Below are 25,804 nucleotides of genomic sequence, written 5' to 3'. Positions count from 1 at the left end.
CCACGCTCAAAGGGAGGCCATATGGCTACCATCGGAAACAGCTTCTTGGGGCTCGCGGACATCTACCGCCGCTCCGACAACAACCGCAACATCGTACCCGTTATCGAAGCGCTGAACATCATCAACCCGCTCATGGAAGACGCGGTGATGATCGAGGCGAACCAGGGCACCAAGCACCTGTCCACGATCCGCACGGGTCTGCCGCAGGTCACGTGGGGCCGTCTCTATCAGGGCATTCCGCAGGGCAAGTCCACGACCACGCAGGTCGAAGACACCACGGGCTTCTTCGAAGGCCTGTCGACCATCGACAAGCGCCTGCTGGAGATCAGCAAGAACCCGGCTGCCGTGCGCATGTCGGAGGCTCAGCCCTACCTTGAAGCCATGTCGCAGGAAGCGACCACGAACTTCTTCTACGCCGACACGGCCACCACTCCGGAGCGCTTCAAGGGCGTTGCGGCGCGTTACAACGCGATCGGCGGTCAGGGCGCGGGCAACCAGATCGTGGACGCTGGCGGCACCGGCAACGACAACACCTCCATCTGGTTCATCACCTGGGGCGAGAACCAGACGTCGCTGATCTACCCGGAGGGCACCACGGCGGGCGTTTCGCGTCAGGACATGGGCGACCAGCGCGTCCTGGATGACGTGGGCAACCCCTACTACGCCAAGGAAGAGCTGTTCCGTCAGCACCTGGGCTGCCGTGTCGGTGACTGGCGCTTCAACGCGCGCATCGCCAACATTTCGGTCAGCGCTATGCAGGCCGGCACGCTCGACCTGATGAAATACCTGCGGTCGGCTTACTACAAGCTCCAGACCCGTCGTAACGCCAAGATCGGCAACGGCGGCATGGTCAGCCCCGGCAAGACCGTGATGTACGCCAACCGTACCGTGCTAGAATATCTGGACTCGCTCCAGACCAACAGCGGCGCGTCGGACAACAAGATCCGGCTGACCCCGGACGAACTCGCCGGCCGTGAGGTGCTCACGTACCGCACCATGCCCATTCGCGAAACTGACTCGCTCATCAACGCGGAAGCCCGCGTCGTTGCGGCTTCGTAAGGGAGACAGGAACCATGATCTTTGATCGCACGGAGCTTTTCTCCGACCGCCAGCCGATCACGGCAACCACGGCGTCCACCAATGTCTGGGACACCGGCGCGACCGGCACCGTCTATGGCGCGGCTTCCCCGCTGCGTCGTGACATGGGCAAGGGCAACGAGCTGCCGCTGGCCATTCGCGTCACGGAGTCGTTCAACAACCTGACCAACCTCACCGTTGGCTATCAGGTGGCGGACGATGCGGCGTTCACCCAGAACCTGACGACCGTCATCACCGGCGGCCCGTACACGCTCGCGCAGCTTCAGGCCGGCGCCGCGCACATCCTCCCCGATGAAGTCCCGGTCAGCGCAGACCGCCGCTATCACCGCCTCTATTACACGGTGACCGGCACTGCTCCGACCACGGGCCGCATCACCGCAAGCATCACCGCGGGCAACCAGACCAACCAGGTCCTGTAAGGAGCGGATGACATGACCAAGCGTAACCCCAAGGCCTATACGGCGCCGGAAGACGTTCACACGGCCGGCGCTTACCACAAGGCGGGCGACGTGTTCGTGACGGATGCGGAGCCGAACGACAACTGGACAGAGGTCAAGCCGAAGGACGCGCATGCGATCCAGGCGGCGACCGAGAAGGTTCCGGCTGACGTGCCGCTGGAGGGCCAGTCGGTCGACGCCCTGCGCGCCCTCGCGCTCACGCTGAAGGTCGACCCGACCGGCATGAGCAAGAAGGAACTGATCGCGGCCATCAAGGCAGCGAACGAGCCTGCGCTCTGAGCGCCTAGGGGGTCGGGAAACCGGCCCCCGTTTCTTCCTGGGGGCGCACGATGGCCTATAACGATCAGCAGTATAGCGATGGCAGCATCCGCGAGAACGTGACGCTCGCCAGCAATCTCAGCGCCACGGGCGACCAGCCGGCAACGACGGTCTACGGGGGCGACTACGTTTTCAGCGTGACCGCAGGCGCGTTCAACGGCGCATCGGTGCAGCTTCAATCGGCTGGGCCTGACGGCACGACCTATCAGAACCTGGGCAGCGCCAAGACCGCGAATGACACGACGGGCGGCACCGGTATTGGCCTCGGATCGAACGCCAAGGTCCGCATCACGATCAGCGGCGGAACGCCGACTGGCCTCTACGCCTCGCTGAGCCGCCTTCCGTGACCAGCCGCGCGATCCTGAAGGGGTGGCCGCTGGGGGCGGGGCAGCGGGCCGGTGCCGCGGTGCCACTGCCCGCGCCCACCCCTACGCCTTCTCCGACCCTGAACGCGCTCTCGGTGTCAAATAGCACGGGAACGGTCGGCAGCGCCCTCACCTCCACGATCAGCGGCGCAACGAGCGGCAGCACGCTCTCGCTCACTGGCGCAGGGGCACCGGGCCTGTCGATCAGCGGCACAACGATCAGCGGCACGCCTACCACGGCGGGCGCGGTCAATATCGTTGAGACGCTGGCGGGGGCCACGAACAGCCCACGCACCACCAGCGGGCTTATTGCCATTGCCTCGAACGTCATCAAGGCGTTGGCTGACGGCGACAGCATCACGAAATACTCGCAGGCCGCTGGCGACGGTTGGGACAGCTACGCGCGCCTGTGGAAGACCGCTCACCCGAGCGTCGATTACAGCGTGGTTGCCGTGGGTGGGTCGATCATCGGCACGCCCGGCGATGCAGCCGGCACGAACAGCCTGTACGGCCGCCTCGCGAGCAATCTCGCGCTGAATCCTACCCATGTTTCCATCTTCGACGGCGCCAACGACATGATCGGCTATGCCGACGCGCAGTCGTTCGTGAACGCGCTGTTTGCCCTGACCGATCGGTACAAGCAGGCCGGCGCGAAGGTGATAGTCGGCACTGTGTTGCCCCGCACCGGTCAAACCGGCTGGAACGCCCGCCGTGCGCAGGTGAACCCGCTCATCCGCGCCGCTGTCGGCTCGCGCATTGACGATGTCTTCGACTTCGACACCTCGTACATGGGGCAGGACGGCGCGGAGAACAGCACCGCCAACTATGTCGACGGGCTGCATCCTACCGCAGCCGGGCAAGCCGCGCTCCTTCAGGTCTACCAGATCCCGTGGAATTACCTGCTCGGCATCCCGAACGAGCCGCTGAACTTCTCGTTTGCGCCCGCGACGAACGCGACGGCAAACACGGACATCACCAGCGCCACCTATACCGTGAGCGGCCTGCATGCAGGCGAGAGCCGGCCGTATCAGGCTGGCTCCGGCGCCTACGTCTCGAAAAATGGCGGGGCTTTCACCCTTGCCGGCACGGGATCGGTCATCAACGGCGACACGCTCGCGCTGCGCATCCGCAGTTCCACCACGGCGGCTGGGCAGGTCAACGCCACGCTGACCGTTGGCACGACGTCCGCGACGTTCACGGTCACCACCGCAGGGGCAGGATCGCGCGATTGGGTGCCTACTGACCTGGGTGCCAAGCTCGCCATGTGGCAGAAGCCGGAAACGCTGGGCGCCGACACCACGGCGGTCAACGTCTGGGCTGACCAGAGTGGTAAGGGCAACGATCTGACGATTGACACGGCGGGCTCGGGTACGCCCAAGGTCGTAGCCAATGCGATCAACAGCCTGAAGGCCGTTCGCTTCGACCCGGCGCAGAACGCAGGCCTCAAGCCGCCGACGTCTTTGCTGACCGGACGCACCTCGCTCGCCACTTTCTTCATCTCCCGCAACACACTCGATCCGAACACGGCCAACTTTGGCGCGCCGCTGGGAAGCTGGGGTACCGAGACGGGCGACTACTGGATCTATACGGACGGCGGGGTCTATTCCGGCTACGGCACCAACACGCGCCGCGACAACATGAACCCGCCCGGCACGACGACCGACTGGCACCAGTTCATGATCCAGTCTGCTCCCAACGACTGGCGCATCAGTCAGGACGGCACGGATTTCGGCAACTTCTCTGCCAACACCGTATCGGTCGGTACCGCACCCAAGATCGGCTGCTCTCCGGGCATCGGAGATTATTACGACGGCTATATGGCGGAGATCGTTGATCTGAACGCCGCTCCGACGACGACCGAGCGTCAGCTGGTCGAGGGATATCTCGCATGGAAGTTCGGCCTTCAGGCCAATCTCCCCGCAAACCATCCGTACAAGTCGGCCAAGCCGACGACATCGGGGTAAAACGATGAAGATCTGGACCGCGGCTCTTGTCGCTACACTCGCCGCCACGCCGGCCGCCAACCAGTCGCTGACGCTGACGAACCTGAAAGGGCCGATCAGCAAGGCATCCGGGAAAGCACCCGCCAAGACGGTCAAGGACCTGTGGGACCAGATCAATGGCCTGCCGGCACCCTCGCCTGCACCAACGCCGACGCCCACTCCGATTCCAACGCCTACGCCTACACCTGCCCCATCCGCACTGTCGGGTATCCTGGCAGAGGGGGACAGCATCTCGATCGATTGGGGCGGCAGCTATGTCGGCATTGCCAAGAGCTTGCGACCCGGCCTGTCCATTACGGGCAAGGCTGTCGGCGGGTCGCGCATCAGCGATACGGCGGGTGGCAATGGCCTCGTTCAACGTTTCGCTGCGGATAAGCCCCTGAAGCCTGCCGTCGTCACGATCTTCATCGGGGCAAACGACCTTGGCGATGGCAGCTATGACACTCCGCAGGCGTGGCTGGATGCGCTGTGGGCCTATGTCGCCGGTTGGAAGGCAACGGGCGCGAAGGTGGCGGTCGCGACGGTCTTGCCACAGTGCAACTACGACCGGCACAACCAGCGCCGTGCGATCGTCAATCCGGCCATCCGTGCGGCGGTAGGCAGCAAGATCGACGGCGTGCTCGACTTCGCGGCAGACGACGCGCTCGGTTCCGACGCTGCGGCCTGCGACAAGACGCTCTACAAGGATGGTCTCCATCCGACCGATGGCGGGACCGACCTTTCCGGTGGGGAGGGGCGCCTAGCGCGCATCTACCTCGCCGCCCTGGACGCACTGTCCGCCCCGGCCGTTGCTGCCACGCAGCCCAGTTCCGTCACGCCGATCGCCAGCAATTTCGACCGGGCACCGCTGATCGTGACCGGCTACGACCACGGCATCCCGGGCAATCTGCCACCGTCCATGGCGCCCGACGTCGTCGGTGCGTTCCGCTTCATCTGCACCGCCGGCCAGATGAACTACGACGACCCGATCCTCTACCCCGGCGTCAAGGGCGGCTCGCCGCACCTCCACCAATGGTACGGCAATACCGCGGGTAACTACGCCTCCACCTACGCCACGCTGCGGGCGTCGGGGGACAGCACCTGTTCGAACATGCTCAACCGCTCGGCCTATTGGGTGCCGGCGCTGATGAATGCCGCGGGCAAGGTGATCCAGCCCGACTATCTTTCGATCTATTACAAGCGACTGCCGGACGGCGACCCGATGTGCCTCAAGGAATCGGCCAAGGGCTGCGTCGGCATCCCGCCCGGTCTGCGCGTCGTGTCGGGCTATGACATGAAGCGGATGGGCGAGGCCCAGCCGGAGAACATCACGTTCACGCATCGGTGCATTTCGCCGGGCAAGCCGTCGATCCACCGCCAGACGCTGGCGGACGCGATCAGCGATTGCGGCGGCTCGGGCCAGATCATGACCGCGATCAACTTCGGCAACTGCTGGAACGGTCAGCTCGACAGCGCCGACCACCGCTCGCATCTCGCCCACGCCACCTATCAGGGGCAGGTCTATGCGGAATGCCCGGCGACGCATCCCTACATCATCCCCGAACTGACGCAGCAGATCGCTTATACGATCGCGGCCGACGACGGCGACGTCTGGTTCTCGTCCGACCGCATGAACGGCATGACGATGACCGGCGGCACGACCTTCCACGCCGACTATATGGAGGGATGGGACCCGCAGACGCGCGACACCTGGACCAGCCAGTGCATCGGCAAGATGCTCAACTGTTCCGATGGCGAGCTTGGCGACGGCACGATGCTGAAGCGCGGACCGCTGCCGCTCATCGCTTCGCCCAGGCTGGTTGATGCTCCGGCGAGTATCGCGTCGTGAGCGGGCTCACCTATCCCGCCGCGGGGCCGAGCAACCCGCAGGTTCGTGACATCGCCATCTACAAGGTGACCTGATGACGCTGTTTATCGACGCACAGCAGCTATCGAACCTCACCAACTACACGGGGCTGGTGACGAGCGTACAGCGCTGGCTGAGCCGCACCGATCTTCAGGACGACGTGCCGGACTTCATCCGTCTGGCAGAGGCTCGCTTCCGCCGTGTGCTGGTGATGCCGGATATGGAGGCAACGGTTACCCTCACGCCGACCGCGTCCGTGCCCCTGCCCGCGGACTTCGATAGCATCCGCGCGATCGGCATCCCTGGGTATCAGCCATTCGATCAGGTATCGCCAGCCGACTTCAGCGCATTGCCGCTTGGGGCGAATGGCGACCCACTGACCGGCCAGCCGACCAAGATGGCGATCGTATCGGGGCAAATGCTGTTCTGGCCGGCACCGGACAAAGCCTATGCCGCCAACATGACCTATCGGGTCAATATTCCGGCGCTCGGCCCCGCCCTCGATAGCAACTGGCTGCTCGCAAAGCACCCTGACGTGTACCTCTACGGCACGATCCTTCAGGCGGAGGCCTACGGCTGGAACGACGAGCGTGTTCCCCTGATCAAGGCGGCCCTGGATGAGGCTTTGGGCGAGGTGATGCAGGCAGGCACCCGGCAGCGCTATGGCGCTGGCCCGTTGGCGATGAAGCCGCCGACGCATGAGAGGATTGGCCTACGGTGGTGAGACAGCGCACCCTCTTCGGTCCGTATTCGCCCGATAACGCGCAGTTTCTGACGGATGGTCTGTCGGACATCGCGAACGTGTACCCGACCGCCAACGGATATGCGCCAGTGGGGCAATTCGAGGCCGTAACGGACAACCTTCCGGGCAAGTTCAATGGTGGCGCGGCGTTCGTGGATAGCTCGGAGACGGGCACGCTTATCGCCGGCACTGCGACCAACCTTTACCGCTATGCCGCAGGCTGGTCGCCGATCGTCAGTGGGCTTGCTCTGCAATCCCGGTGGCAGTTCACGCAGTTCGGCGACGTGGCTATCGCGGTCAATGGCGGCACAACCTACGCGGTCGACCTAACCGGCGGAACGGCTTCTCCCGTCACTGGCGCGCCGTCCGCGACCAGCGTGGCAACGGTACGGGATTTCGTCGTCTATGGCGGCGCGAACGGCAACGCCGCCCTCGTCCAGTGGTCGGGGTTCAACGACTACACGAAGAACACGCCGGGGCAGGATCAGGCAGGCTACCAGCCGATGCTGGATGGCGGCGACGTGCAGGGCATCGCCTCCGGAGAATATGGGCTGATCATTCAGCGCTCGACCGTTCGGCGCATGACCTATGCTCCTGTGACCGAGGGCGATGTCACCGTGCCTTGGCAGTTCGACGTGATCGCGCCCGAGGTGGGAGCCATCTCCAAGGGGTCAATCGCGCAGAGCGGCCGGCGGGTATACTTCCTGTCCGACCGCGGCTTCATGTTCTGCGACGGCAACGACGTGACGCCGATCGGCACCGAGCGGGTCGATGCGACCTTTTTTGCCAGCTACAGCCGCGCGCAGCTCGACACGATGTACGCGGCGATCGACCCCCGCCGGTCGACGGTGGCTTGGCTGGTTCCCGGCTCGCCTGGCAAGATGTGGGTCTATAACTGGCAGTTGGATAAGTGGACGATCATCGCCCTTGATGCCGTCGCCGTGTTCAGCGGATTCACCTCCTCCATCACGCTTGAACAGTTGAACGCGCTCTACCCTGGCGGCCTCGACACCATCCCGTTCAGCCTCGACAGCACACGATTTTCGGGCGGCGATCCTCTCTTGCTGCTGGCGGACAATGCGGGGGCGATCGGGGCGCTATCTGGCGACAATATGGCCGCGTTCATGACGACGCCGTACATCGAGTATTCGGACGGTCGGGGGACTCGGCTGCGTGCGATCCGGCCGATCACCGACGCTGTCGACGGCATCACGATCACCATGGACTGCCGGCAGCGCCTCGGCGACGTGACGGGGCTTACCTCGCGCTCTACGCTTATGCCCTCCGGTGATGTGCCGGTACGGGCGTCTGGCCGGTATATCGCCCTGACCATGACCATGTCAGCGGGTACGCCGTGGACCAGCGTTCAGGGTGTCGAACCGATCTATGCAGCCGGAGGGGGCCGCTGATGAACATCCTTCGCGTACCCGTCACGGCCGGTAACATGGTGGAGTGGGTGCGCAAGGCTGCCACCGCCATCAACCAGTTGATCCAGGCATCGGAAGCACCCTTGCCGGGGCCATTTGCCGATGACAGCGCCGCCAACACTGGCGGCGTCCCAGTGGGCGGCACATATCGCAAGCCTGATGGAACGTTAGGCTGGCGTGTTAGCTGACGCCTAGACTTGCCTGCCCGTTTCGGGTATTACTACCACGTGCCCAGCGCCCTCCCGCGCAGCCGTCCGTTTTCGAAAGGATGGCATGAGCACGACTTCATTGCAGATCGGGTATATTGAGCGGCCGATGGAAGCGGCTGCTTGGCCGCGCCTGCGGTCTATGCTCACCCCTGCTCTGAAGCCCGGCAACCTGTCGTGGGACGATATCGAACCGGCCATTGCGGCCGGGGAGATGCAGGTCGTCGCAATCAGAAAGGAGCGTGATCCCGATCTACTGGCGTGTGCGGTGATCCGGTCGGCGCTCACTCGCGAAGGCGAAGCTCTGGAAATCGTCGCTGCGGCAGGAACCAATTTTCGTGAATGGGCGGCTTGGGGCATGAGCGCGCTCCGCAAAGCCGCCCGCAACGCTGGGATGCACAGCGTCCAGATGGTCGGCCGCCCTGGTTGGCGCCGCATCTTCCCTCAGATCAAGATGGATGGACCTGTCATGGTGGTGGACGCACATGGGCGGTAAGACGAAAACCACGACGGGGCCGTCTGCGGCTGCCCTGCCCAACCTCAACGCGGCAACGGGCGCGCTGAATAGCGCCTACGGCCAGTCGTCCGCGCTGGCCAGTCAGGGCGTCAACGTATTGCAGTCGAACCTGCCGACCGTGCTCGGCCAGACGCTGAACAACCCGACACTCTCGGCGGCAAACACCTACACACAGGACGTGCTGGGCGGAAAATACCTGACCGGTAACCCGTACCTTGACCAGCAGATCGCCAACACCAACGCCAGCGTGACCGACAGCGTCAACAGCGCGATCGGCAGCCGCGGTTTGGCCGGTGGTAGCGCGCAGACTCAGCTTCTCGCCAGCCAGCTCGCCAAGAACGAGAGCAACCTTCGCTACACTGACTACAACAACGAGCGCTCCCGGATGGACAGCGCGGTTGGCAATGCGGCCGGGCTTTCGAGCGCCGGCAACCAGGGGATCGCGACGCTGCTGGCGTATCTCACCGGCACGGCGCAGCTGCCGCAGTCGGTGGCAAGTCAGTATGCCAATGGGGTCGGCGGCCTGTGGGGCAATTCCACGACGACGACGCAGAGCAAAAGCCCCGGTCTGTCCGATGTGGTCGGCTTGGGCCTGACCGCGGCGTCACTGTTCTCTGATCGCCGGCTGAAGCGGAACGTTCGCCGGGTTGGCACGCGCGCAGACGGCTTGGGCATCTACGAATACCGTTATCTGTGGGGCGGGCCTGTCCGGCGCGGCGTGATGGCTGATGAGGTCGCGACGATCGCGCCGCATGCCCTTGCCGCGCCGGTCAATGGGTTTGCTCGCGTCGATTACGGGGCGCTTCGATGAGCCTGTTTGGATCGCCTAGCCCGTTCCAGCAGGACACGCGGTTCCCAATGGCGCCTTATAGCCCTGATCAATCGCCGGTGCTTCAGGCCCCGGCGGGCATGTTCGGAGCGCAAAAGCCCGGCTTCAACGAGGCGGGTGGCTGGGGTGATAAGCTCGGCCAGCTTGGCGCGCTTTTGCTGTCCTATGGCGGCAACCCGGCAGGCGCAGCCCTGATGCAGGACCGGATGCAGCAGCGTCGTGAGGATATCGCGCAGAAGCGTCTGGACATGCAGATGAACCGCCCTGTCGTTCAATCGACCGGCAATGGCGGCTTTGCGGTGCTCAACCCTGTTACCGGGCAGATTATCAATCAGCAGGTGGGGACACCGAACAACGACACCGTCAACGACTACAACTTCATTGCCGGTAAGCTCGGCCCAGATGCGGCCAACCAGTATCTGCGCAACCTTGGCGACCCCATGGTGACCGTGCCGCTTGGGCAGGACCGCATCTACGCTGGCCCGCGGTCTGGGCTTGGTGGCGCGCTGGCTGGATCGACCGCCCCTGCCCCTCAACGCCCCCAGATTGGCAGCGTGATTGCCGACCCCCGGAAGGGAGGTGCTGCTTCCGGGCAGCCCGGCTTTCGTGCCCCAGGGCACTTTTGACGCTGTGATCCAGCAGGAAAGCGGGGGCCGGGCCGGCGCAGTTGGGCCGCAGACGCAGTACGGCCGCGCGCTCGGCATGACGCAGATGCTTCCGGGCACAGCTCGCAGCATGGCGGACAAGCTTGGCCTCCCCTACCGCCAAGACCTCCTTACCGGTACGACGGGCGTGGCCGCTGACTACCAGCGCGCGCTTGGTCAGGCCTACTTCAACGAGGGGCTTCAGAAGACCGGCAATCTGCCTGATGCCCTCCGCTATTACCATGGTGGCCCGAACCGCCGGCTGTGGGGTCCGAAAACCAACGCATATGCCAGCGCCGTCCTGTCGCGGCTGGGGGTGAACTGATGCCGCAGACGTTCAAGCACGATGGCGTGATCTACGAGGACCTGGGCAACGGAAATGTCCGGGTCGTCGGGTACGACAACGCGCCGTCTGCGCAGGGGAGGGTGTTTTCCCTGCCAAAGGACCCTCTGAAGGACGCGACGCAGCAGGCTCAACTTGACAAGCTGCGACTCGATATGTCGCAGACCCAGGCGACCAACGCAGCCGAGCAGCAGAAGACGGTAGCGCAGGCTGGCACTGCCGCGTTCACCGCCGCTAACCAGCAGAGTAACCAGAATTTCGACCGTGCCGGCAAGCTGCGCAATGACTACCAGCAGCTTCCGTCCGTCAAGAATTACACGCAGGCGCTTCCTGCCTATGCTGCGGGCCTCCAGTCGAAGGCCAACCCGGCCGGCGATCAGGACCTGATCTACGCCTATGCGAAGATCATGGACCCGAACAGCGTGGTTCGCGAGCGTGAGCAGGCATCGGTGGCCAACGCCGATAGCATGATCAACAGTATCACGGCACGGCTGAAGAACCAGCTTGACCGCACCGGGCAGTTCACGCCGCAATACAGGTTGGAGCTACGCCAGGAAATGGCGCGGCGCATGGCGGAACTAAACCGCCAGTTCATTGCCGATCGGGTTAATTACAAAGAAAACTCGCTTCGTAACGGCGTCGACCCGCTTGACGTGGTGGGCCGACACCCTGGCGAGATGTTCCGCCCGATCACCGAGCGCGTTTTTGGCAGGAAGGAGGGGCAGCTTGATTTCTATGGTCGCCCTGTGCAGGCCGACGATGGCTCGAATGGTGACAGCGGTCCAGCACCGATTGGTCCTCTCGCTACTGGCGGCACGAAGCTGGACCGCAATCCCGAGCGTGAGAAGGCGCTGGATGCTCTGCTGCGCTCGGGCGCGAGCAACGACACCATCAACGCCACGTCCAAAGCGATGGGAGGCATGGACATCGACGGCGCTAAGCTCGACGCGATGCGCGATGCCGTCAAGAAGGGCTACAAGGGGCCGACGTTCGATAGTTCGGTTGCTGCTCCGACGACACTCTGGAACCGACTATCGGCGTCTCCTGTCGCCTCTGCTGTTATCGGCGCGGGTAATGGCCTGACGGGAGGCGCGGCGGACGAGGTCTTGGGGGGCATTGACTCGCTCGTCACCGGGCGCCCGCTGTCGCAATCAATCCCGGCCATGGATGACCGCAAGCAGGCGCTGGCCAACGAAAATTGGAAGTCGTCGCTGGTTGGGAATGCCGCGGGCAGCCTTGCTGGGTTCATGGGCCTAGGCGCCGGCGCGCGTGCTGCGGGACTGACCGCATCGCTTGGAAAATACGCACCATACATTGGTGCGGCAGCATATGGCGGAGCCACTGGTGCCCTTGAGAACAATAAGGATCGTCTTACCGGTGCCGGTATCGGCGCCTTGGCTGGCGTGGGCGGTCAGGCGGCGGGCGATCTGCTTTCGATCCCGGTCGGCGCTGCTGTTCGCAGTCAGCCCGTACAGCGCGTGCTTGGCTTGTTTGGTCAGCAGCGTGCTACTGCCCCAGCGCTGGCACCGGCCGACGCAATGATTGCTAATGCGGCCTCAAAAGCGGGTGTTGCTGACATTCGCAGCCAATTGGCCGAAGCACAGAACCTCGGATTGCCGATGACTCTGGCGGATACGCATCCAGAGTTGCGCGAGCTTACTGGTGCGGCGGTCCGGCGCTCCCCGACTGCTTCAGCCATTGCTGAGAATACGTTGCTACCCCGCAACCGCGGTCAGATTGACCGTCTAGGGCAGGCTGTAACGCGCGATTTGGGGCCGACTGCAAACATCCCGCAGATGGCGGCCGATATGACGGAGCAGGCGCGCATCGCTGCTGGTCCGCTGTACGATCGTGCTTATGCCCAGCCAGTGGTGAGCACGCCCGAAATTCAATCGACACTCAACACGCCATTCGGGCGTCAGGCTCTGTCTCGCGCCAACACGATCGCCGCCAACGAGCGCCGCAACCCAATGGAGCTGGGTTTCGCGCAGGATGAGGCCGGCAATGTCGTGCTGAACCCGCGGCCGAACCAAGCCATTGCCAACCACCTCGCGGCTCGTGCTGAACTGGATGCGGCACAGGAGGCATACCGCGCGGCTAAGAACCAGCCGGGAACGATGGACGCGGCTCGCAATCGCTTGACGGCAGCCCGTGACGGGCTGCGAAAGGCAGAGTTTGCGTTGAACCAAGCGCCCGACCCGTCGCTGCCGGCAAACGTCCCCGGCTACACCACGCAGACGCTTGATTACGTCAAGCGGGGCATGGATGATGTGCTGGAGCAGCAGCGCAATCCGATCACCGGACGGCTGGTCCTAGATGAGGCGGGCCGCGCTCAGAACCAAGTTCGCAGTCAGTTCCTCAACGAGGTTGACAGGATAAACCCCGCCTATGGCGCTGCCCGCAATGCCTACGCCGGCCCTGTTCAGGCCCGTGATGCACTTGCGCGAGGTCAGGACGCATTCAGCCTGAACCCCGACGAATTGGCGATGCAGGTTGGCACGCAGAGCCCCGAGCATCTTGCGCAAATGCAGCTTGGCTACCGGGACCAGTTGATGAAGCAGGGCAATAACGTCCGCTACAGCACCAATCCGTTCGAGGCCACGCTGGGGACACCGGCGGCAGAGCAGCGGCTGAGCACGCTCTACGGCAACACGCCGGGAGTAAGCCAGTTGCTGCGTCAGCGCGATCTAGAGCGCTCGATGCAGCAGACCAGCAACGCCGTGCTTGGCAACTCCAAGACAGCTCAGCGACAGATTGCGGACGAAGGATTCTTGGAGAATCCAATGACGCAAGCTGGCATCGACATAGGTGCAAGCGTTTTGGCTGGCGGCATGCCGGTCACCACTATGCTTCGCGCAATGGCTGGAAACTATGTGCGTGATGCACGTAAATTCGGCGTCGGTAAGCTTGCGGTGGCTAAGGCCGACGCGATTGCTCCATCCTTGCTGAACATTAATCCTGCTCAGAATCTGACGAAAATCGATGAGCTGATTGCCGCGCAAGATGCCTACCAGAGGCTAGTCGAGGCCACTCGGCCTAAGCGGCTTGGCATGATGTTCAGCGGTGGATCAGTGGGTGCTGCGAACCAGATCGGGCGGTAGGTGCGTCAAGAAGAAGTAAGACAGCGCCATAATAACGATGAAGCCGATGATGTAGGCCGCAATCCCGGCGCGCTTTGCGCGGATTAAGTGAAGGTCGGGCACATAAACCCCGCGCCAATTCCGATACGCGGGGATTTCCACCCGCTTATTAAGCTTGGCCCGCCATCGGTCATATAAGCCAAACAAGAGGTTGCCGGCGCACACACTGAATGCGATGACGAAGGCGGTTGTCCATGTCACGACATCATGCGCCTGGCAATGCGCTCAACATCAACTAGGCGGGCGCTAACCTCGTCAACAACTTGCCTCGTCTGTTCTTGGCTAGAAAGGTTAAGGTCGCTAGCACGCACTAAGATGAGCCATATTCGCATGCCCCAATAGCATACGGCCAGCATATTCGCAGCAAGCAGGGCGCAAGCAACATAAAGCACAGCTCGTTGTAGGCCATATGGCAGGGGCATTCAACCGTCAACGTTCTTGCCATCCCCCCCAATTTCCGCTAAGTAATCAGCACAGGCCCAGCCTTCGCGCAGCCGTTTTCGCACAAGGAAACGGAGACGCGCATGGCCTTCAGCGACTGGAGCACGACAGCATCTGAGAACACGACCGTAGGGTCCGTGTTCATCGGAGAGAACTGCCCGCCCGGCAACCTGAACAACATGGGTCGCGAGATTATGGCGCAGCTGCGTGCTGCGTTCAGTCGCGCTCTTGGCACTTTCTATTCCGCGAACACGATCGCAGATGCCCGCACGGCGATTAAGGCTGTGGGCACCGAGGGTAGCGACCAGATGACGGGCAATCTCGTCCGTCAGGGCGCAGGGCCTCACCTCTACCACGCTACCAGCACCTTCACGTCGGGCCGCATTTTCGTGACGGCATCCGGTGCAGCAGATCCTACGAGCCTGCCTGGCGACATCTGGATCATCCTCTCGTGACGCTGCGCATCCGCGATACCGCTGCGCTACGGCTCGCCACGGAAGCGCGGGTGCGCAAGGCTGACGGTACGCTTAACCCGATCGACCGCATGATGATCCGCACGCCGGATGGGCTCAGCCTGTTCTATCGCCGCGGCATCCGTCTCAGCGCCAATCCGAACGCCGTCAGCGGGTACTCGACTTCATCCTTCCGGCCGGCGGTCACGTCTGCTGTGACCGTGTCCGTAGACGGCGGCACGGCGCCTTACAGCCATGTGTGGACCGTCTCGGCCGGATCGCCCGCAAGAGCTACTTCACCGTCCAGCGATACCACGACGTTCACATGCCCCGGCACGGGCGACCCTTATTCGTCCGACGTGGCCTTCTTCACCGACACCGTAACCGATGCGAACGGGCTTACCGCGCAGGTCATGGTGCAAGCCGACTTCTCCTGGGGCCGCTGATGATCAAGTATCAGAACTCTGTCGCCAGCGCGGTCGACGGGAAGCCGATCTACGGCGCGCAGGTCAACGTCTACCAGACGTCGGACGGATCGCTGGCAACGATCTACGCCGATGAGGCAGGTACCTCCCCGCTGGGGCAGCCGATCCTGACCGACCAGCTCGGCTCGTATGCCTTCTACGTCGCTGACGGCAAATACACGATCACGGTCATGACGGGCACGGTGCAGATCAGCACCACCAACATCACGATGGTCGATGCGCTCCAGCTCAAAGAGCGGGCTTTGCTGGTTCCGGTCAACGAAGACGCCGGTACCCTGCCCTCTGCCTCCGCGCGTGCAGGGATGTTGCTGGGTTTCGATCAGAGCACGGGCAGTCCAACGGCGCTAGTCGCTAACAGCTTCGCTGGCCCGACTGGCGCATCCGACAGCGCATTCGGAACGCTTGCGGCGCTGAAAGCTATTGATCCAACGCTCTACCCTTCCCCCCGCCTCGCGGCGAAAGCGGGGAGCGATGGCGGGGTTCCGAACGGCCTCTTCAATTATCAAACCTCCGGCGCCCCCTACACGGCCGATGGCGTCAACATCATCGCGCTCAACAGCATACCGCTAACGACCGGAGCGCTTGTTCGGCAGGGCGATGAAGGCATTACGTTCCAAAACCCGCTCGGAGGCCCGGCCATCCGCCGGCTGTTGCGTGATCGCAACGGCGAAACCGTAAAGGTCACCGACTATTGCAACAACGCCGGAAGCAACGACGCCGAAAACTACCAGGAGATGATCAATCTCAATCCTGCGCAGATTGACTACCCGCAGGGCTTTGAGGTGCTTCTTGAACAGCAGGTCGCATTGAAATCCAACCAGCGGCACAACTTCGATCGCGGGTCTGGCATTACTGCCGATGTGAACGATTTCAGCTTGTTTGGCTTGGGGCTAACGACTGGAAACATCGGCACTGTAAACGCCCCGATCGTGCGAGGGCAGCGTGAAATCCAGTTCACCAATACGAGCGGAGAGACGCTTGTCTCTGGCGACATGATTCAAATCGTGGATGTCACCGACCCGGCTGCCTTGGTGCTTGAGCCGCAGGAAGTTCAGGTGACGACCCCATCGCTCATCACCGTGCGCGATATGCTAAACGTCGACATGCCGACTGCTGCGAATATCCGCATCTACAAGGTGTATGCGCCAGTTGAGAACGTCTTGTTTGACGGTTACGCGCGGATTTCGAACGTCAACGGCGGTGGTGGCGGCGGTGGTCTTCGGTTCAACCTCGCCCGCAATATCCGGCTGCGCAAGACGATCCTAGAGGATGTGCGCTACATTGGGGCATCCATCGAAAACACGATTGGCTTTTCGTCGCCGGACTTGACCGTTCGCAATGTGGTCGCGACCGGGCTTGGTTTTCGATCGGCAAAGCGCATCAACATTCAGGATTTTACCGCGAGCGACCTAAAGAGCGACGAGGCTCTGACGTTTTTTGACAATGTGCTTGGTATCAATATCGCCAACGTCAATATCCACCAGTACCTTTTTGGCCAAGACCCTGATGGTGGAACCGCAGGAAATAACATTCTTTTCGACCGGCTCTGCGCCGCAATCAATATGGTCAACATTCAGTGTGTTGGTTCGGGTACTTATAGCGTTTTTTTCAACGACCGCACCATCAATGCCGCGATCGATGTGTTCAATCTCAGCAGGGCCAACCTTGGCGGCATTCGAACCGCAAACAACTGCCGCGACATCAGGGTAGGTACTGGCACAATTACCGACGTGGTCAACACGGTGCACCCGTCGAGTGGCTTCGGAGAGGCAAACGGGCAGCCTTGCGCAGGCATTATGTTCGATCCGTCGAGCAGCGGATGTGGCGTTCTTGGCGCTGTGAATGGATCGCGTGTTGCGTCTGGGCGACTGGTGATGGACCGGCAGGCTGCTGGGGATCGGGCTTTGGCCTATGCCCCCCGCTTGGCTGCTGGCGTGGATCGCCCTGTTCATGGGGTCACCGCTGCCTCCGACATTGGCGCGGTATCTCCAAGCTTCGTCGGCCCCGGCGACCCGGCGGGAAGATCGCCAGCGGGCAACGTTGTATCGATGGGCGCGGACGAAACCAGCGCATGGGTGCAGGCAGGGCAGACGGGCGGCACCCAATCCCGACCCCTCTTTTTGAACCCATTCGGTGGCACGCTGGTCAAGCAAAATCCGTCGTTCCCGAGCAATGGCGACGCGCGCGCAGCCGGTCTTGGGCCGGGCGAATGGTACCGTAATTCTTCCAACCAGAACGCAATTACGGAGGTCGTGTGATGCCTGATGACGATCTGCTGGCAGCGAACATCGCAGCCATGCCGGAAGGGCGCAAAAAGCGCGAGATGCAGGCGCTGCTTCAGCAGCAGCAGAAAGATGCGCAGCCTGACGCTAATCAGGCAGGAGACCAGTAATGCCCGATACCGACACGCCCCTTGACGACGATCAGTCGCACCCCGTGCCGACGCCGACCCCGTCGCCCACGCCCACGCCCACTCCCACGCCGACCCCGACGCGCTAATGTCGGGCTGGGCGCCAATCTATGCATATTGGGCACTGGTTATGTTCGGTGTTCTGCCGTTGGCGCCCATCAACCGGGTGGCGGCGCTGGTCGTCGCTGCCCGGCTTGGCACCCAAGCGGCCTATGACATGGGCTATAACGAGCCGATATCGCAGATGGTCATCTTCGCCATGTGCGGGATGGTAGCCATGCATCAGGCCAGGCTGTTCACCTGCTTCGTATCTGCTGCGCTGTTCGTGCCCCTGTCGGTCGCCGCTGCGTACCAAATTGATGAGCCGTTCCTAGCCGGATGGGCAGTGTATGGCCTGTCGGTCGCACAGGCGATCATCCTGATTGCCTCGGGAGAATGGCGCAAGGCTGTCCGCCACTGGCTGAAAGCAAGCGACCCGAATGGTTCGGATGTGCTGGCGAAACTGATCGCGTTCGTACGACGCGCACGGGCTTATGCCTGATGTTCGACGCGCGCCTGTTGGTCGGCCCAGCCATGCTCGCGCTGGGGCTAGGCTTTCTCGTGCTGTCCATCAGGCTATGGGCGGTGCGTCCGCTCAACCGCGTCTTTCGGCTTGGCCCGTTCGTGACGGAACGCGGCATGAAAGCCGTCCTCAACCTGCGCTTTACGTCCTTCGCCTTCGGGGCGTTCTTCGTCGTCCAGGGACTGACCGCGATTACCTTCTGGTTCGGCTCGCAGGACATCCAGAACCCGCTTGTGCAGGCGCTTGGCTCGCTCGGGGCCGGTTTGGGGGTGTGGGCCGTCGTGCTGATGTACCGCGGCCTCTGGCGAGTCTGGAAACACAAATGAGCTGGCTGGAGGCGAATTGGGGCGCCGTCAGCGGGTGGATCGCTGCTGCGGTTGGGCCGACGCTGGTCTTCCTTTCCACGCGCCGGAAAACCGACGTGGACGAAAGCGCCATGATCCTCGGCAAATGGAAGGAACTTGTCGACGCGCACGAAGCGGCGATCAAGCGCCTGACCGAAGAGTTCGACCGTGAGCGCAGGCGCTGGACGGAAGACACTACGCGCCTGACGCACCGCATTGCCGAGCTAGAGGCAGAAGGCCGCACGAAGGATATCAAGATCAAGGGCCTTGAGGACGAGGTGTCGGGCCTGAAGCGCGCCATCGCTCAGAATAGCAAATCCACCGCTCATTTTCTCGGAAGGGACGGCCGCCGCAACTACCTACCAGAGGACGACGAATGACCGTAGACGACGCGAAGCGCCTACAAGGGCGGCTGGGGCTGATGCAGGACGGTATTGCCGGCCGCGACACCTACCGCGCTCTGTTCGCCCGATTTGGCGCGCTGCCGACGATCGCGCCTGAGCTTGGTCTGTCCGCCGCGGTGCACCTCAACACCTATGGCATCGCGGACAAGCCCCTGCGCCTCGCGCACTTCATGGCGCAGGTCGCGCACGAAAGCGGTGGCTTCCGATACATGGAAGAAATCTGGGGGCCGACAGACGCGCAGCGCGCCTATGAGGGGCGTGGCCTGCTTGGGAACACGCAGCCCGGCGACGGCTACCGATACAAGGGGCGCGGGCCGATCCAGCTTACGGGCCGGGCGAATTACCGCCTGTTCGGCCGCGCGCTGGGTATCGACTTCGAACAGCATCCCGAGATCGTCGCCCTCCCCTCGGTCGGCCTGATGGCTGCATGCCACTTCTGGCAGATGCGAGGCCTCAACGAACTAGCGGATGCTGACGATGTCCTGACCATCACCAAGCGCGTGAACGGCGGGACGAATGGCCTTGCCGATCGGCAGGCGCAGCTTGCGAAAGCGAAGGAGTTGCTGCTGTGAAGCTGACCAATGCCCTGAAAGGCATATCCGGCGAATACGAGATCAACCGGCTTGTCGGTGCGTTCGGCTCTATCGCTTACGTCGTTTCGGCCATCGCCTTTGAAGGTTGGGACGTGATGCAAAAAGGCCGGGCGTTCGATGTCACGGCCTTCTGCATTGCCTTCCCGACCGGGCTTGGTGTTGCCGTTGGCGCGATAGCCGGCGCGGTGGCCCTGAAGGACCGAAACGTTGCCACGGCGAAGGTCGTGGAAAGCACCGGATCGCTCCCGGCTACACCGCCTATGCCGCCGGCTGGCCCAGCCACCACGGATGCAACAGCATGATCCCCGCCTGGGTCCTCCGCTACGCCGCCCCGCCGCTGGTGGTGGCCGCGATCGTCGCGTGGCTCTGGCTGGGCTGGAGCCATGCCGACAACCGCGCTGACAAGCTCCAGACGCAGCTAACCACGCAGACTGCCCGTGCCGAAGCTGCCGAGCGCAAGGTCAAGGCCATGGCCCAAGCCGATGCCGAACGGGCGATGGACGACAGCAAGATAGACCAGATGAAGGACGACCTGACTCATGCGATCTCGACTGCGCCAAAGGGCACTGCTCCCGGCCCTGCTACCCTTGCTTTGGGCTGCGCAAGGATGCGCGCGGCAGGACGTACCGCCTCCCCAACCTATTCAGCTAAGTGCCGTTGATGCAGCCGCGGCATCCAAGACCAAGCCGGTCATGCCAGATGCCGCCCTCACCGACGATGCTGCGTCGGCTCAGTACAGCGCTGATCTTGAGCTATGGGGTGAGGGGGTATCGCGTGCCTGGGGCCGTATTTGTCGGTCGCTGGCTGCGCAGGGTGTCGCGGTAAGCTGTCCAGTGGTGAAGTAGCTGCGGGCCGGGATTCGAACCCGGAATACGCTGGTCCTCTAGAGCGTAGAGGTTGCGCTCCATCCAGCTTTGCCTTGCGACTGTTAGCGTCTACCGGTTCCGCCAACCGCAGCCGAAGATTGCGGTAGCATTTGAGCTCCGAGTCTGGCAATAGGGATTGCGCGAGACGTGACGCTGCGGCTGATCGTCAGACAGCGGGGGTCTTGGACGATGGCCCGATCTGATCTGCTGGCAGTCGGTGGAAGCCCGGCACCCTCACCGCAAAGTAGGGCTATCCACCATCGGTATGACGCCGGTATCCCCATGGTCCATCAGCCTGCGCACCCTAGCCCGGAAGAACTCGCGCACCTCTAGCGGCGTCTCCTTCCATTGCCCCCATGGGTGAAGATGGGCTATCTCAGGTGCCTGATCCTTTGGCGTCCTGACCATCAGGTAGACAGCCCAATCATCCTCTTGAGGGTCGGTCATGTCGGGAGGGAATCGTAGGCCGGTCATGGGGTAGTGATAGCAGGTTAGGCGGTCGGGGAATATGGCCCTGGCCCGAAGCCAGCATCCTGATTTACCAACGTCGCGATCCGCTTGGCAAACCCTTCGGAGAAGCATTTCGCAATTACGCCCCCTGCGTTGTCCACAATGACCCATTCCCATCCAACCGGGTTTAGACCCACGTCATGAACGGTTCGCCCCGCCACAGTGACCGGTACGAAGACTTGCGGTGAGTTTGATTGCTCCGCCCCAAACTGCTTAGCCTGAAAAAAATCCATTTAAACCTCCCTGGAAACCGACGAAATGGATGTCCCTCACTTCCCCCTCACCTCATCAAGCGCGATGATCGCGGCGCGGGCTAGTTTAACCCATGCCGGCTTGTAGTATGGCAGCGGCCCTTCGCGCGCACTTTCCCGGACTATGTCGGGGCGTTCGATATATTCCCCGTAGAGCGCCCGACCCACAGCCTCCACCTCAGCGTCTGTCGGCTCTCGCATCACTCTACCTCCATGCTGCGGATGGCGTTCATCAGGACGTTGCGCGCATCCCCGTAGCGGTTGAGGCGTTGCAGGTCGGCCATCGTGGGATCGCGGCCTAGGCGGCTCACGTCCATATTGTCGGCAATATCTGCCAGCTTCACGACGCGTGCAATCGGGTTTGCAGCGCAACGTTCGATGAAGCACGAATAGGTTTCGTCATGACGGCGGGTGAGAGCGTACACGGCGTCATGGATCGCCATGCCAAACTGACGTAGCACTTGGTATGCGCTGACGGCGGTGTCCTCCACCACGTCATGTAGCACCGCGGCGATGCGCTCGTCCTCGGTCTTGCAGGCGAGCATAACCCTGAGTGGATGCAGGATGTACGGCGCCCCACCCTTATCTACTTGGCCTGCATGAGCCTGCGTAGCGAGCGTGATCGCTTCCGACAGCTTATCCATGGGTCACCTCGGGAGCGGGAGGGGGCGGAGGCATGTCGTGCCAGTGCGTCGGTTCATCGCCCCAAGCACCGTCGCAGCCCAAGTCCATCCCATCGAAAAACGTCGCCCAGCACGACCATATCGGCGGTTTGTCCGGTTCATCTTGGTTGACTACCCAGCATCCAACAAGTGCGGCGCGGCCGTCGGTTGCGTGCGTCTCGATCGGCTCCCACCGTCCAAATGCAGGGGCTTCAGTCATGGGAGGGCTCCGGGATATGGAAGGACATGACCGGAAACGGGACAGAAAGTAGGTGCTTGATGAAGAACCTACCGCGCTCGGTCGCTTGGCAATGTTCGTCCTCACGATCGATCATGTTGTTGCGAAAGAGCCTGGCGCGCGCCTCCTTAGCGGACTCAGTGGCATGGCGCTCAAAAGGCGCAGCGCTGAAATAGCTATGCAGCAGAACTTCAAGGGTCAGCGGTGTACCTAGCATTACCCCTCTCCCAGCGACGCCGCGCGAGCGCGGAGGGCAGCAGCAGCTAGTGCAAGAGGCGGCGTCTCTCCGTAGCCTTCGTATTCCGGCTCAGGCTCGCAAGGATCACCGCCGATAATCTGCACCTTCGCGATGCAATTGCCTGCGTGGCTGAGGCTGAACGACTGCGGCTCTTCAATCAACGATCGCGCAGAGTCGATGGAGGCAGTGTAATTAGTTCCGAACGGCCGGCAAGCGCCTCGGTGCCACCGAGGGTTGCCAAGGCCAATGTGGATAGCTTCGTCAAGCTCGCGATCCGGCCCACTCGCCGCCTCGCACCGCTCAGCCAATTGGAGCAAGTCCATCACTCTTCTCCTTATCGTGTAGGGGCGTCAGAAGGGGTGGCGTCAACTGGCAAAAATTCACCGCACCAATTATGGCCTGCTGTTCTCGGCCACACAGCGACTACATCCCCATAGGCATGAGGTTTGTTGAGTAGCGGTGGGTTGCGACGGCATTCCGCCATGCCTGAATATTGGTTCTGCCGGACGTTGTCCCAAAATCGGCAAGATTCGCATGTCGAGTTCATATTCACCGACCCTCTCCCACTTCCGCAAAATACAGCCCCGTCTCATTGAACGAGGCAGGCTTGTCACTCAGCCGGTACACCTTGGGTCTATCCTCTCCATACCGTAGGAAACGGTACTGACGGTCTGGGGAGAAGCCCGGCGCAAAGCCGCTTAGCTCGCCGGGATCGAGTACACGCCTGTAGCCCTCTGGTGCTTCCCAGCGGTTCGATGCCGACAGGCGGAGTAGGTCGGACAGGATGCGACAGAGCCACATTAGGCGGATCCCGCGTTGAGGCGAGCTATCTCGGCCTCAATCTCAGGCGTACGGGCGAACCATTCACCGCCGATCGAAAAGCGGAAAAACCGGTTATGGTAGGATGCCTCGTCGACATCTGTTCCCGGCGTCTCTGCCCAAAGGTGCAGCCGATCATGGCGGTTGGTTTGCAGCCGGTACAGCCGCTCGCGTGGATCTTTCGAAAATCCTATCTTGATCGGTCCATCTATCGGACCGCAGAAATAGACGTACCCTTGAACAAGCTTGCGAGGGCGAGGGCGCTTATCAGCCATGCACCGGAGCAAATGGGCTTTGGCGAGGGCAGCCTTATCCAGTAAGTGCGTGTCAGCCATTCTGCACCTCCATGCAGGTTGGTCGGCCCTGCTCGGATTGCCGTCCGGGTAGGGCCAATTTGTTTTGCCGCGAAAACCTATGCGTTTGTTTCCAAACGATAGTTTTCGTCGCTGTTTTGCTGGAGGATCGGCTGAAATCTAGGGATGCGGGAAGCTTGGGAAGCTTCTGCTCTACCATTGAGCTACACCCGCATATCAACGACTTAGCGCTGATCTGACCACCTGCGGGGCTCCGGTTTACAATCCCGGTTTACAGACCCGCGTTTGATTCGACGGCCGAGTGCCACACTCCTCGCGTAGTCGTCAACGTAGATCGTCCGGATCCTTCGGATATCCGTGGGCGACCAGCCCATGATGTCGGCGATCTGCTCGTCGGTCAGATCGGTCGTGGTCATCAGCCGTGTCACGAAGGTTCCGCGGAAGTCGTGAAGGTGCTTGCGGCGGATGCGCGGAGGCTGGCCTGATTTGGACGTGTCGACATGCACGACGCCAGCCGTCTTCGCCAAGCGGGTGACCTCCTTCGACAAGGTGTCCAGGTTCCACTACTGTCCCAGGGCAGTAACCGCTACCGTATCCACGCCCGGTGCCCGGTGCCCGGTGACGATCCCGTAGATCCGCAAGAACCGTGTCAACTTCAGGAATCCTGGGAATGGTGGCGAAGCGCCTCTTGCCCGCACTGCGATTCGCCGCCTCCTTGACCAAGATGAACTCGCGCACGCCTGCCCATGTCAGCCAGGCAAGATCCTCGCGGCGCAGGCCCGTCACGGCGGCAAGCTTCACCGCGTCGAACACCGGCTGGTCTTTCGGCTAGGCGGCGATCTCGAAAGCAGTTGACGTGCTCCCCTGAAGCTCCTCCAGTTTGAGGTAGAGTCCTCGATCAAGTTGAGCCTCACCCCGTCTCTGGTCCGGTCTTTATGAGAAAACCGGCTCTCTTTTCGTCAGGGCAGGCATGCCTGCCGCGCCGATTTACGCTCTCAACGACAGTTGCAGTCGTCGCGCCATGCGGCAGATGTCAGCTTCCGAGCGGTGCAAGGCGTTCATTAGCCCATCGATACCCGCCCCCGTCGAAAGAAGATCGCGAAGACCGGTGATGTCGGTCTGGGTCCATCTAGGTGTTGCTCTGGGATCAAGCATTTCGAACCCACTTCGTCCTGATGACCGACCCGTTGATGATGGACTTGGTCATCACGGCGCGCATTTCTTGAGCGGCAGCCGCGTTCATATAAACGACGCGTGTGCCCCCCGACAGGATCGCTTCGATAGCACTGATCGCAGCACCATGTTTCGCCGACAAATTTCGAACGGTCGAGACTTCTAGGTTCACGTTGATTGCCCGGCTCATGCTGCGCCCTTTCTATCGATGCAGATATCATTGTGCGCTTCAGCGCGCTCGGCTTCGGTGCGAGTCGCATCGGTATGCGGAAAGCCGGCTTGCTCGAGAAGGCGTCCGTACGATCGCGCCAGCTCGCGGTGTGCGAACCGCGCCGACACATCGACCGCGATGTCCGCGTTATGGAGGGAAACCTGCTCCCGCCCAAGGATGTAGTTAAGGTCCATACCAGCGCCTCCGTCGAGCGGGAGCGCGATGTCTCTCAGCCGTGCAAGGCTCGGTTGAGTGCACGGTTCTGCCTAAATGGGACTGATGGCCGCTATTTGCAAGATCGCCGTTTCACTGCCCATTAACCCCGCCGTGTGAGACGTCCGCGATGAAGGACTGCGACGACATCGTTGAAGGCTTGCTTGACGAAGCCAAGGCGCATGTCGCGCTCGCGGTTTCAGCCTCCGCCACCTCGGTGGCTGAGATGCATATCGATCTTGCCACCTTCCACGTCGAACAGATGCACTCGACGGAGGTGCTGTGCCCTGACCTCGATGAGACGACAGCGGCTGTGATGCAGAGAGTGCAGCGGCATCAGTGATCCGCCGCCTCCCTAGCGCTCCAACATTTCCGACTTAACCACCATCACGGCTGCCGATAGCCATGACTGGGCGTCAGGCATATCGCCAGCAGCGCGCGCGGTCTGGCAATGATCTACCGCCGTCCTGAGCGGCTCAACCTCTGTGGCGACCAAGTCCGCCGCGCGCTCGATCGCGATGCCAAGCGCGTTTATTCCCATAGCGTGATCATGGCCCTGCCGAGTTAACAAAGCATGTTAGATCGGGAACGATCCCCGTACGCTATGAACCGCGCCGGGTTTGTCGGAGGCTCTAACTCCTGAGAGGAAGGGGCTATGACGAGCAAGACGACGAACAAGTTC

31 protein-coding genes and 1 tRNA gene are annotated in these 25,804 nt (G+C 62.2%); 25 read left to right on the top strand and 7 right to left on the bottom strand.

Features of this window, described 5'->3' with window-relative positions; all coding sequences use genetic code 11:
• The first annotated feature begins 21 nt into the window (after positions 1–21).
• The 14 genes from IQ292_RS07840 to IQ292_RS07775 all read left to right on the top strand — a co-directional run bounded on the left by IQ292_RS07840 (position 22) and on the right by IQ292_RS07775 (position 13,897).
• Positions 22–1,059, top strand: coding sequence for a major capsid protein (locus IQ292_RS07840; RefSeq protein WP_203309772.1), 1,038 nt, complete (start codon positions 22–24; stop codon positions 1,057–1,059).
• Positions 1,060–1,073: 14 nt separating this feature from the next.
• A complete protein-coding gene (locus IQ292_RS07835) occupies positions 1,074–1,517 on the top strand; it encodes a Bbp16 family capsid cement protein (protein ID WP_203309771.1) in 444 nt (147 codons plus the stop codon).
• Between the two features lie 12 nt (positions 1,518–1,529).
• On the top strand, positions 1,530–1,835 hold the full coding sequence (locus IQ292_RS07830; RefSeq protein WP_203309770.1) for a hypothetical protein: 306 nt from the start codon (positions 1,530–1,532) through the stop codon (positions 1,833–1,835).
• Between the two features lie 50 nt (positions 1,836–1,885).
• The gene (locus IQ292_RS07825) at positions 1,886–2,221 is read left to right on the top strand and encodes a hypothetical protein (protein WP_203309769.1); all 336 of its coding nucleotides are present in this window, start codon (positions 1,886–1,888) and stop codon (positions 2,219–2,221) included.
• Positions 2,218–4,203, top strand: coding sequence for a GDSL-type esterase/lipase family protein (locus tag IQ292_RS07820; RefSeq protein WP_203309768.1), 1,986 nt, complete (start codon positions 2,218–2,220; stop codon positions 4,201–4,203). The genes IQ292_RS07825 and IQ292_RS07820 overlap by 4 nt, the downstream gene beginning before the upstream one ends.
• A gap of 4 nt (positions 4,204–4,207) precedes the next feature.
• Positions 4,208–6,070, top strand: a complete 1,863-nt coding sequence (locus tag IQ292_RS07815; RefSeq protein ID WP_203309767.1) for a DUF1996 domain-containing protein — start codon at positions 4,208–4,210, stop codon at positions 6,068–6,070.
• A gap of 73 nt (positions 6,071–6,143) precedes the next feature.
• Complete coding sequence (locus IQ292_RS07810) at positions 6,144–6,812, top strand: phage adaptor protein (RefSeq protein WP_203309766.1); 669 nt, start codon at positions 6,144–6,146, stop codon at positions 6,810–6,812.
• Complete coding sequence (locus IQ292_RS07805; RefSeq protein ID WP_203309765.1) at positions 6,809–8,239, top strand: hypothetical protein; 1,431 nt, start codon at positions 6,809–6,811, stop codon at positions 8,237–8,239. Before IQ292_RS07810 ends, IQ292_RS07805 begins: the two co-directional genes overlap by 4 nt.
• A complete protein-coding gene (locus IQ292_RS07800) occupies positions 8,239–8,445 on the top strand; it encodes a hypothetical protein (protein WP_203309764.1) in 207 nt (68 codons plus the stop codon). The genes IQ292_RS07805 and IQ292_RS07800 overlap by 1 nt, the downstream gene beginning before the upstream one ends.
• An 85-nt stretch (positions 8,446–8,530) precedes the next feature.
• A complete protein-coding gene (locus IQ292_RS07795; protein ID WP_203309763.1) occupies positions 8,531–8,959 on the top strand; it encodes a hypothetical protein in 429 nt (142 codons plus the stop codon).
• Positions 8,949–9,791: a tail fiber domain-containing protein gene (locus IQ292_RS07790; RefSeq protein WP_203309762.1), complete on the top strand. Its 843-nt coding sequence runs from the start codon at positions 8,949–8,951 to the stop codon at positions 9,789–9,791. Before IQ292_RS07795 ends, IQ292_RS07790 begins: the two co-directional genes overlap by 11 nt.
• Positions 9,788–10,435, top strand: a complete 648-nt coding sequence (locus IQ292_RS07785; protein WP_203309761.1) for a hypothetical protein — start codon at positions 9,788–9,790, stop codon at positions 10,433–10,435. The genes IQ292_RS07790 and IQ292_RS07785 overlap by 4 nt, the downstream gene beginning before the upstream one ends.
• A complete protein-coding gene (locus IQ292_RS07780; protein WP_338057608.1) occupies positions 10,389–10,778 on the top strand; it encodes a transglycosylase SLT domain-containing protein in 390 nt (129 codons plus the stop codon). Before IQ292_RS07785 ends, IQ292_RS07780 begins: the two co-directional genes overlap by 47 nt.
• Positions 10,778–13,897: a hypothetical protein gene (locus IQ292_RS07775; RefSeq protein ID WP_203309759.1), complete on the top strand. Its 3,120-nt coding sequence runs from the start codon at positions 10,778–10,780 to the stop codon at positions 13,895–13,897. The genes IQ292_RS07780 and IQ292_RS07775 overlap by 1 nt, the downstream gene beginning before the upstream one ends.
• On the opposite strand, the gene IQ292_RS07770 is transcribed toward IQ292_RS07775, so the two are convergent.
• Positions 13,865–14,137 carry a hypothetical protein gene (locus IQ292_RS07770; protein WP_203309758.1) on the bottom strand — a complete coding sequence of 91 codons (273 nt, stop codon included), beginning with the start codon at positions 14,135–14,137 and terminating at the stop codon, positions 13,865–13,867. The two genes, IQ292_RS07775 and IQ292_RS07770, sit on opposite strands and share 33 nt — an antisense overlap.
• Positions 14,138–14,460: 323 nt before the next feature.
• On the opposite strand from IQ292_RS07770, the gene IQ292_RS07765 reads away from it, so the two are divergent.
• The 10 genes from IQ292_RS07765 to IQ292_RS07725 all read left to right on the top strand — a co-directional run bounded on the left by IQ292_RS07765 (position 14,461) and on the right by IQ292_RS07725 (position 20,288).
• Positions 14,461–14,832, top strand: a complete 372-nt coding sequence (locus IQ292_RS07765; protein WP_203309757.1) for a hypothetical protein — start codon at positions 14,461–14,463, stop codon at positions 14,830–14,832.
• A complete protein-coding gene (locus IQ292_RS07760) occupies positions 14,829–15,275 on the top strand; it encodes a hypothetical protein (protein WP_203309756.1) in 447 nt (148 codons plus the stop codon). The genes IQ292_RS07765 and IQ292_RS07760 overlap by 4 nt, the downstream gene beginning before the upstream one ends.
• Positions 15,275–17,572 carry a hypothetical protein gene (locus IQ292_RS07755; protein ID WP_203309755.1) on the top strand — a complete coding sequence of 766 codons (2,298 nt, stop codon included), beginning with the start codon at positions 15,275–15,277 and terminating at the stop codon, positions 17,570–17,572. The genes IQ292_RS07760 and IQ292_RS07755 overlap by 1 nt, the downstream gene beginning before the upstream one ends.
• The gene (locus IQ292_RS17790; protein WP_275298318.1) at positions 17,572–17,706 is read left to right on the top strand and encodes a hypothetical protein; all 135 of its coding nucleotides are present in this window, start codon (positions 17,572–17,574) and stop codon (positions 17,704–17,706) included. The genes IQ292_RS07755 and IQ292_RS17790 overlap by 1 nt, the downstream gene beginning before the upstream one ends.
• A 148-nt stretch (positions 17,707–17,854) precedes the next feature.
• On the top strand, positions 17,855–18,265 hold the full coding sequence (locus tag IQ292_RS07750; RefSeq protein ID WP_203309754.1) for a hypothetical protein: 411 nt from the start codon (positions 17,855–17,857) through the stop codon (positions 18,263–18,265).
• A complete protein-coding gene (locus IQ292_RS07745; RefSeq protein WP_203309753.1) occupies positions 18,265–18,612 on the top strand; it encodes a hypothetical protein in 348 nt (115 codons plus the stop codon). The genes IQ292_RS07750 and IQ292_RS07745 overlap by 1 nt, the downstream gene beginning before the upstream one ends.
• The gene (locus IQ292_RS07740; RefSeq protein ID WP_203309752.1) at positions 18,609–19,010 is read left to right on the top strand and encodes a hypothetical protein; all 402 of its coding nucleotides are present in this window, start codon (positions 18,609–18,611) and stop codon (positions 19,008–19,010) included. The genes IQ292_RS07745 and IQ292_RS07740 overlap by 4 nt, the downstream gene beginning before the upstream one ends.
• Positions 19,007–19,606 carry a glycoside hydrolase family 19 protein gene (locus tag IQ292_RS07735; RefSeq protein ID WP_203309751.1) on the top strand — a complete coding sequence of 200 codons (600 nt, stop codon included), beginning with the start codon at positions 19,007–19,009 and terminating at the stop codon, positions 19,604–19,606. The genes IQ292_RS07740 and IQ292_RS07735 overlap by 4 nt, the downstream gene beginning before the upstream one ends.
• Entirely contained in the window at positions 19,603–19,929 is a 327-nt protein-coding gene (locus IQ292_RS07730) for a hypothetical protein (protein WP_203309750.1), read from the top strand. The genes IQ292_RS07735 and IQ292_RS07730 overlap by 4 nt, the downstream gene beginning before the upstream one ends.
• The gene (locus IQ292_RS07725; RefSeq protein ID WP_203309749.1) at positions 19,926–20,288 is read left to right on the top strand and encodes a hypothetical protein; all 363 of its coding nucleotides are present in this window, start codon (positions 19,926–19,928) and stop codon (positions 20,286–20,288) included. The genes IQ292_RS07730 and IQ292_RS07725 overlap by 4 nt, the downstream gene beginning before the upstream one ends.
• A gap of 182 nt (positions 20,289–20,470) precedes the next feature.
• Here IQ292_RS07725 and IQ292_RS07720 read toward each other — a convergent pair.
• The 6 genes from IQ292_RS07720 to IQ292_RS07695 form a co-directional block, all read right to left on the bottom strand.
• Positions 20,471–20,585 (bottom strand) — tRNA-OTHER (locus IQ292_RS07720).
• A gap of 869 nt (positions 20,586–21,454) precedes the next feature.
• Positions 21,455–21,898: an HD domain-containing protein gene (locus IQ292_RS07715; protein WP_203309748.1), complete on the bottom strand. Its 444-nt coding sequence runs from the start codon at positions 21,896–21,898 to the stop codon at positions 21,455–21,457.
• A gap of 1,294 nt (positions 21,899–23,192) precedes the next feature.
• Positions 23,193–23,546 (bottom strand): GIY-YIG nuclease family protein, encoded by a 354-nt coding sequence (locus tag IQ292_RS07710; RefSeq protein WP_203309747.1) that lies wholly within the window; start codon positions 23,544–23,546, stop codon positions 23,193–23,195.
• Positions 23,547–23,749: 203 nt separating this feature from the next.
• On the bottom strand, positions 23,750–24,052 hold the full coding sequence (locus tag IQ292_RS07705; RefSeq protein ID WP_203309746.1) for a site-specific integrase: 303 nt from the start codon (positions 24,050–24,052) through the stop codon (positions 23,750–23,752).
• Between the two features lie 620 nt (positions 24,053–24,672).
• Positions 24,673–24,888 carry a hypothetical protein gene (locus IQ292_RS07700; protein ID WP_203309745.1) on the bottom strand — a complete coding sequence of 72 codons (216 nt, stop codon included), beginning with the start codon at positions 24,886–24,888 and terminating at the stop codon, positions 24,673–24,675.
• A complete protein-coding gene (locus IQ292_RS07695; RefSeq protein WP_203309744.1) occupies positions 24,885–25,103 on the bottom strand; it encodes a hypothetical protein in 219 nt (72 codons plus the stop codon). The genes IQ292_RS07700 and IQ292_RS07695 overlap by 4 nt, the downstream gene beginning before the upstream one ends.
• A gap of 149 nt (positions 25,104–25,252) precedes the next feature.
• Between IQ292_RS07695 and IQ292_RS07690 the strand changes: the two genes are divergently transcribed.
• Complete coding sequence (locus IQ292_RS07690) at positions 25,253–25,465, top strand: hypothetical protein (RefSeq protein ID WP_203309743.1); 213 nt, start codon at positions 25,253–25,255, stop codon at positions 25,463–25,465.
• The last annotated feature ends 339 nt before the right edge of the window (positions 25,466–25,804 follow it).

It is taken from the genome of Sphingomonas beigongshangi (assembly GCF_016820445.1).
GTDB lineage: Bacteria > Pseudomonadota > Alphaproteobacteria > Sphingomonadales > Sphingomonadaceae > Sphingomonas > Sphingomonas beigongshangi.
The sequence above is the reverse complement of the archived record's forward strand: the minus strand, read 5'-3'. Positions and strand labels throughout refer to the sequence as shown.

What these genes read in the sequence shown, in the direction of transcription:
- IQ292_RS07830 (WP_203309770.1), top strand. Translation starts at nt 1,530, where the DNA reads ATGACCAAGCGTAACCCCAAGGCCTATACGGCGCCGGAAGACGTTCAC.
- IQ292_RS07815 (WP_203309767.1), top strand. Translation starts at nt 4,208, where the DNA reads ATGAAGATCTGGACCGCGGCTCTTGTCGCTACACTCGCCGCCACGCCG.
- IQ292_RS07835 (WP_203309771.1), top strand. Translation starts at nt 1,074, where the DNA reads ATGATCTTTGATCGCACGGAGCTTTTCTCCGACCGCCAGCCGATCACG.
- IQ292_RS07825 (WP_203309769.1), top strand. Translation starts at nt 1,886, where the DNA reads ATGGCCTATAACGATCAGCAGTATAGCGATGGCAGCATCCGCGAGAAC.
- IQ292_RS07755 (WP_203309755.1), top strand. Translation starts at nt 15,275, where the DNA reads ATGATCAAGTATCAGAACTCTGTCGCCAGCGCGGTCGACGGGAAGCCG.
- IQ292_RS17790 (WP_275298318.1), top strand. Translation starts at nt 17,572, where the DNA reads ATGCCTGATGACGATCTGCTGGCAGCGAACATCGCAGCCATGCCGGAA.
- IQ292_RS07695 (WP_203309744.1), bottom strand. Translation starts at nt 25,103, where the DNA reads ATGGACCTTAACTACATCCTTGGGCGGGAGCAGGTTTCCCTCCATAAC.
- IQ292_RS07765 (WP_203309757.1), top strand. Translation starts at nt 14,461, where the DNA reads ATGGCCTTCAGCGACTGGAGCACGACAGCATCTGAGAACACGACCGTA.
- IQ292_RS07775 (WP_203309759.1), top strand. Translation starts at nt 10,778, where the DNA reads ATGCCGCAGACGTTCAAGCACGATGGCGTGATCTACGAGGACCTGGGC.
- IQ292_RS07690 (WP_203309743.1), top strand. Translation starts at nt 25,253, where the DNA reads ATGAAGGACTGCGACGACATCGTTGAAGGCTTGCTTGACGAAGCCAAG.
- IQ292_RS07710 (WP_203309747.1), bottom strand. Translation starts at nt 23,546, where the DNA reads ATGGCTGACACGCACTTACTGGATAAGGCTGCCCTCGCCAAAGCCCAT.
- IQ292_RS07810 (WP_203309766.1), top strand. Translation starts at nt 6,144, where the DNA reads ATGACGCTGTTTATCGACGCACAGCAGCTATCGAACCTCACCAACTAC.
- IQ292_RS07785 (WP_203309761.1), top strand. Translation starts at nt 9,788, where the DNA reads ATGAGCCTGTTTGGATCGCCTAGCCCGTTCCAGCAGGACACGCGGTTC.
- IQ292_RS07735 (WP_203309751.1), top strand. Translation starts at nt 19,007, where the DNA reads ATGACCGTAGACGACGCGAAGCGCCTACAAGGGCGGCTGGGGCTGATG.
- IQ292_RS07715 (WP_203309748.1), bottom strand. Translation starts at nt 21,898, where the DNA reads ATGGATAAGCTGTCGGAAGCGATCACGCTCGCTACGCAGGCTCATGCA.
- IQ292_RS07840 (WP_203309772.1), top strand. Translation starts at nt 22, where the DNA reads ATGGCTACCATCGGAAACAGCTTCTTGGGGCTCGCGGACATCTACCGC.
- IQ292_RS07725 (WP_203309749.1), top strand. Translation starts at nt 19,926, where the DNA reads ATGATCCCCGCCTGGGTCCTCCGCTACGCCGCCCCGCCGCTGGTGGTG.
- IQ292_RS07740 (WP_203309752.1), top strand. Translation starts at nt 18,609, where the DNA reads ATGAGCTGGCTGGAGGCGAATTGGGGCGCCGTCAGCGGGTGGATCGCT.
- IQ292_RS07795 (WP_203309763.1), top strand. Translation starts at nt 8,531, where the DNA reads ATGAGCACGACTTCATTGCAGATCGGGTATATTGAGCGGCCGATGGAA.
- IQ292_RS07790 (WP_203309762.1), top strand. Translation starts at nt 8,949, where the DNA reads ATGGGCGGTAAGACGAAAACCACGACGGGGCCGTCTGCGGCTGCCCTG.
- IQ292_RS07750 (WP_203309754.1), top strand. Translation starts at nt 17,855, where the DNA reads ATGTTCGGTGTTCTGCCGTTGGCGCCCATCAACCGGGTGGCGGCGCTG.
- IQ292_RS07800 (WP_203309764.1), top strand. Translation starts at nt 8,239, where the DNA reads ATGAACATCCTTCGCGTACCCGTCACGGCCGGTAACATGGTGGAGTGG.
- IQ292_RS07700 (WP_203309745.1), bottom strand. Translation starts at nt 24,888, where the DNA reads ATGAGCCGGGCAATCAACGTGAACCTAGAAGTCTCGACCGTTCGAAAT.
- IQ292_RS07745 (WP_203309753.1), top strand. Translation starts at nt 18,265, where the DNA reads ATGTTCGACGCGCGCCTGTTGGTCGGCCCAGCCATGCTCGCGCTGGGG.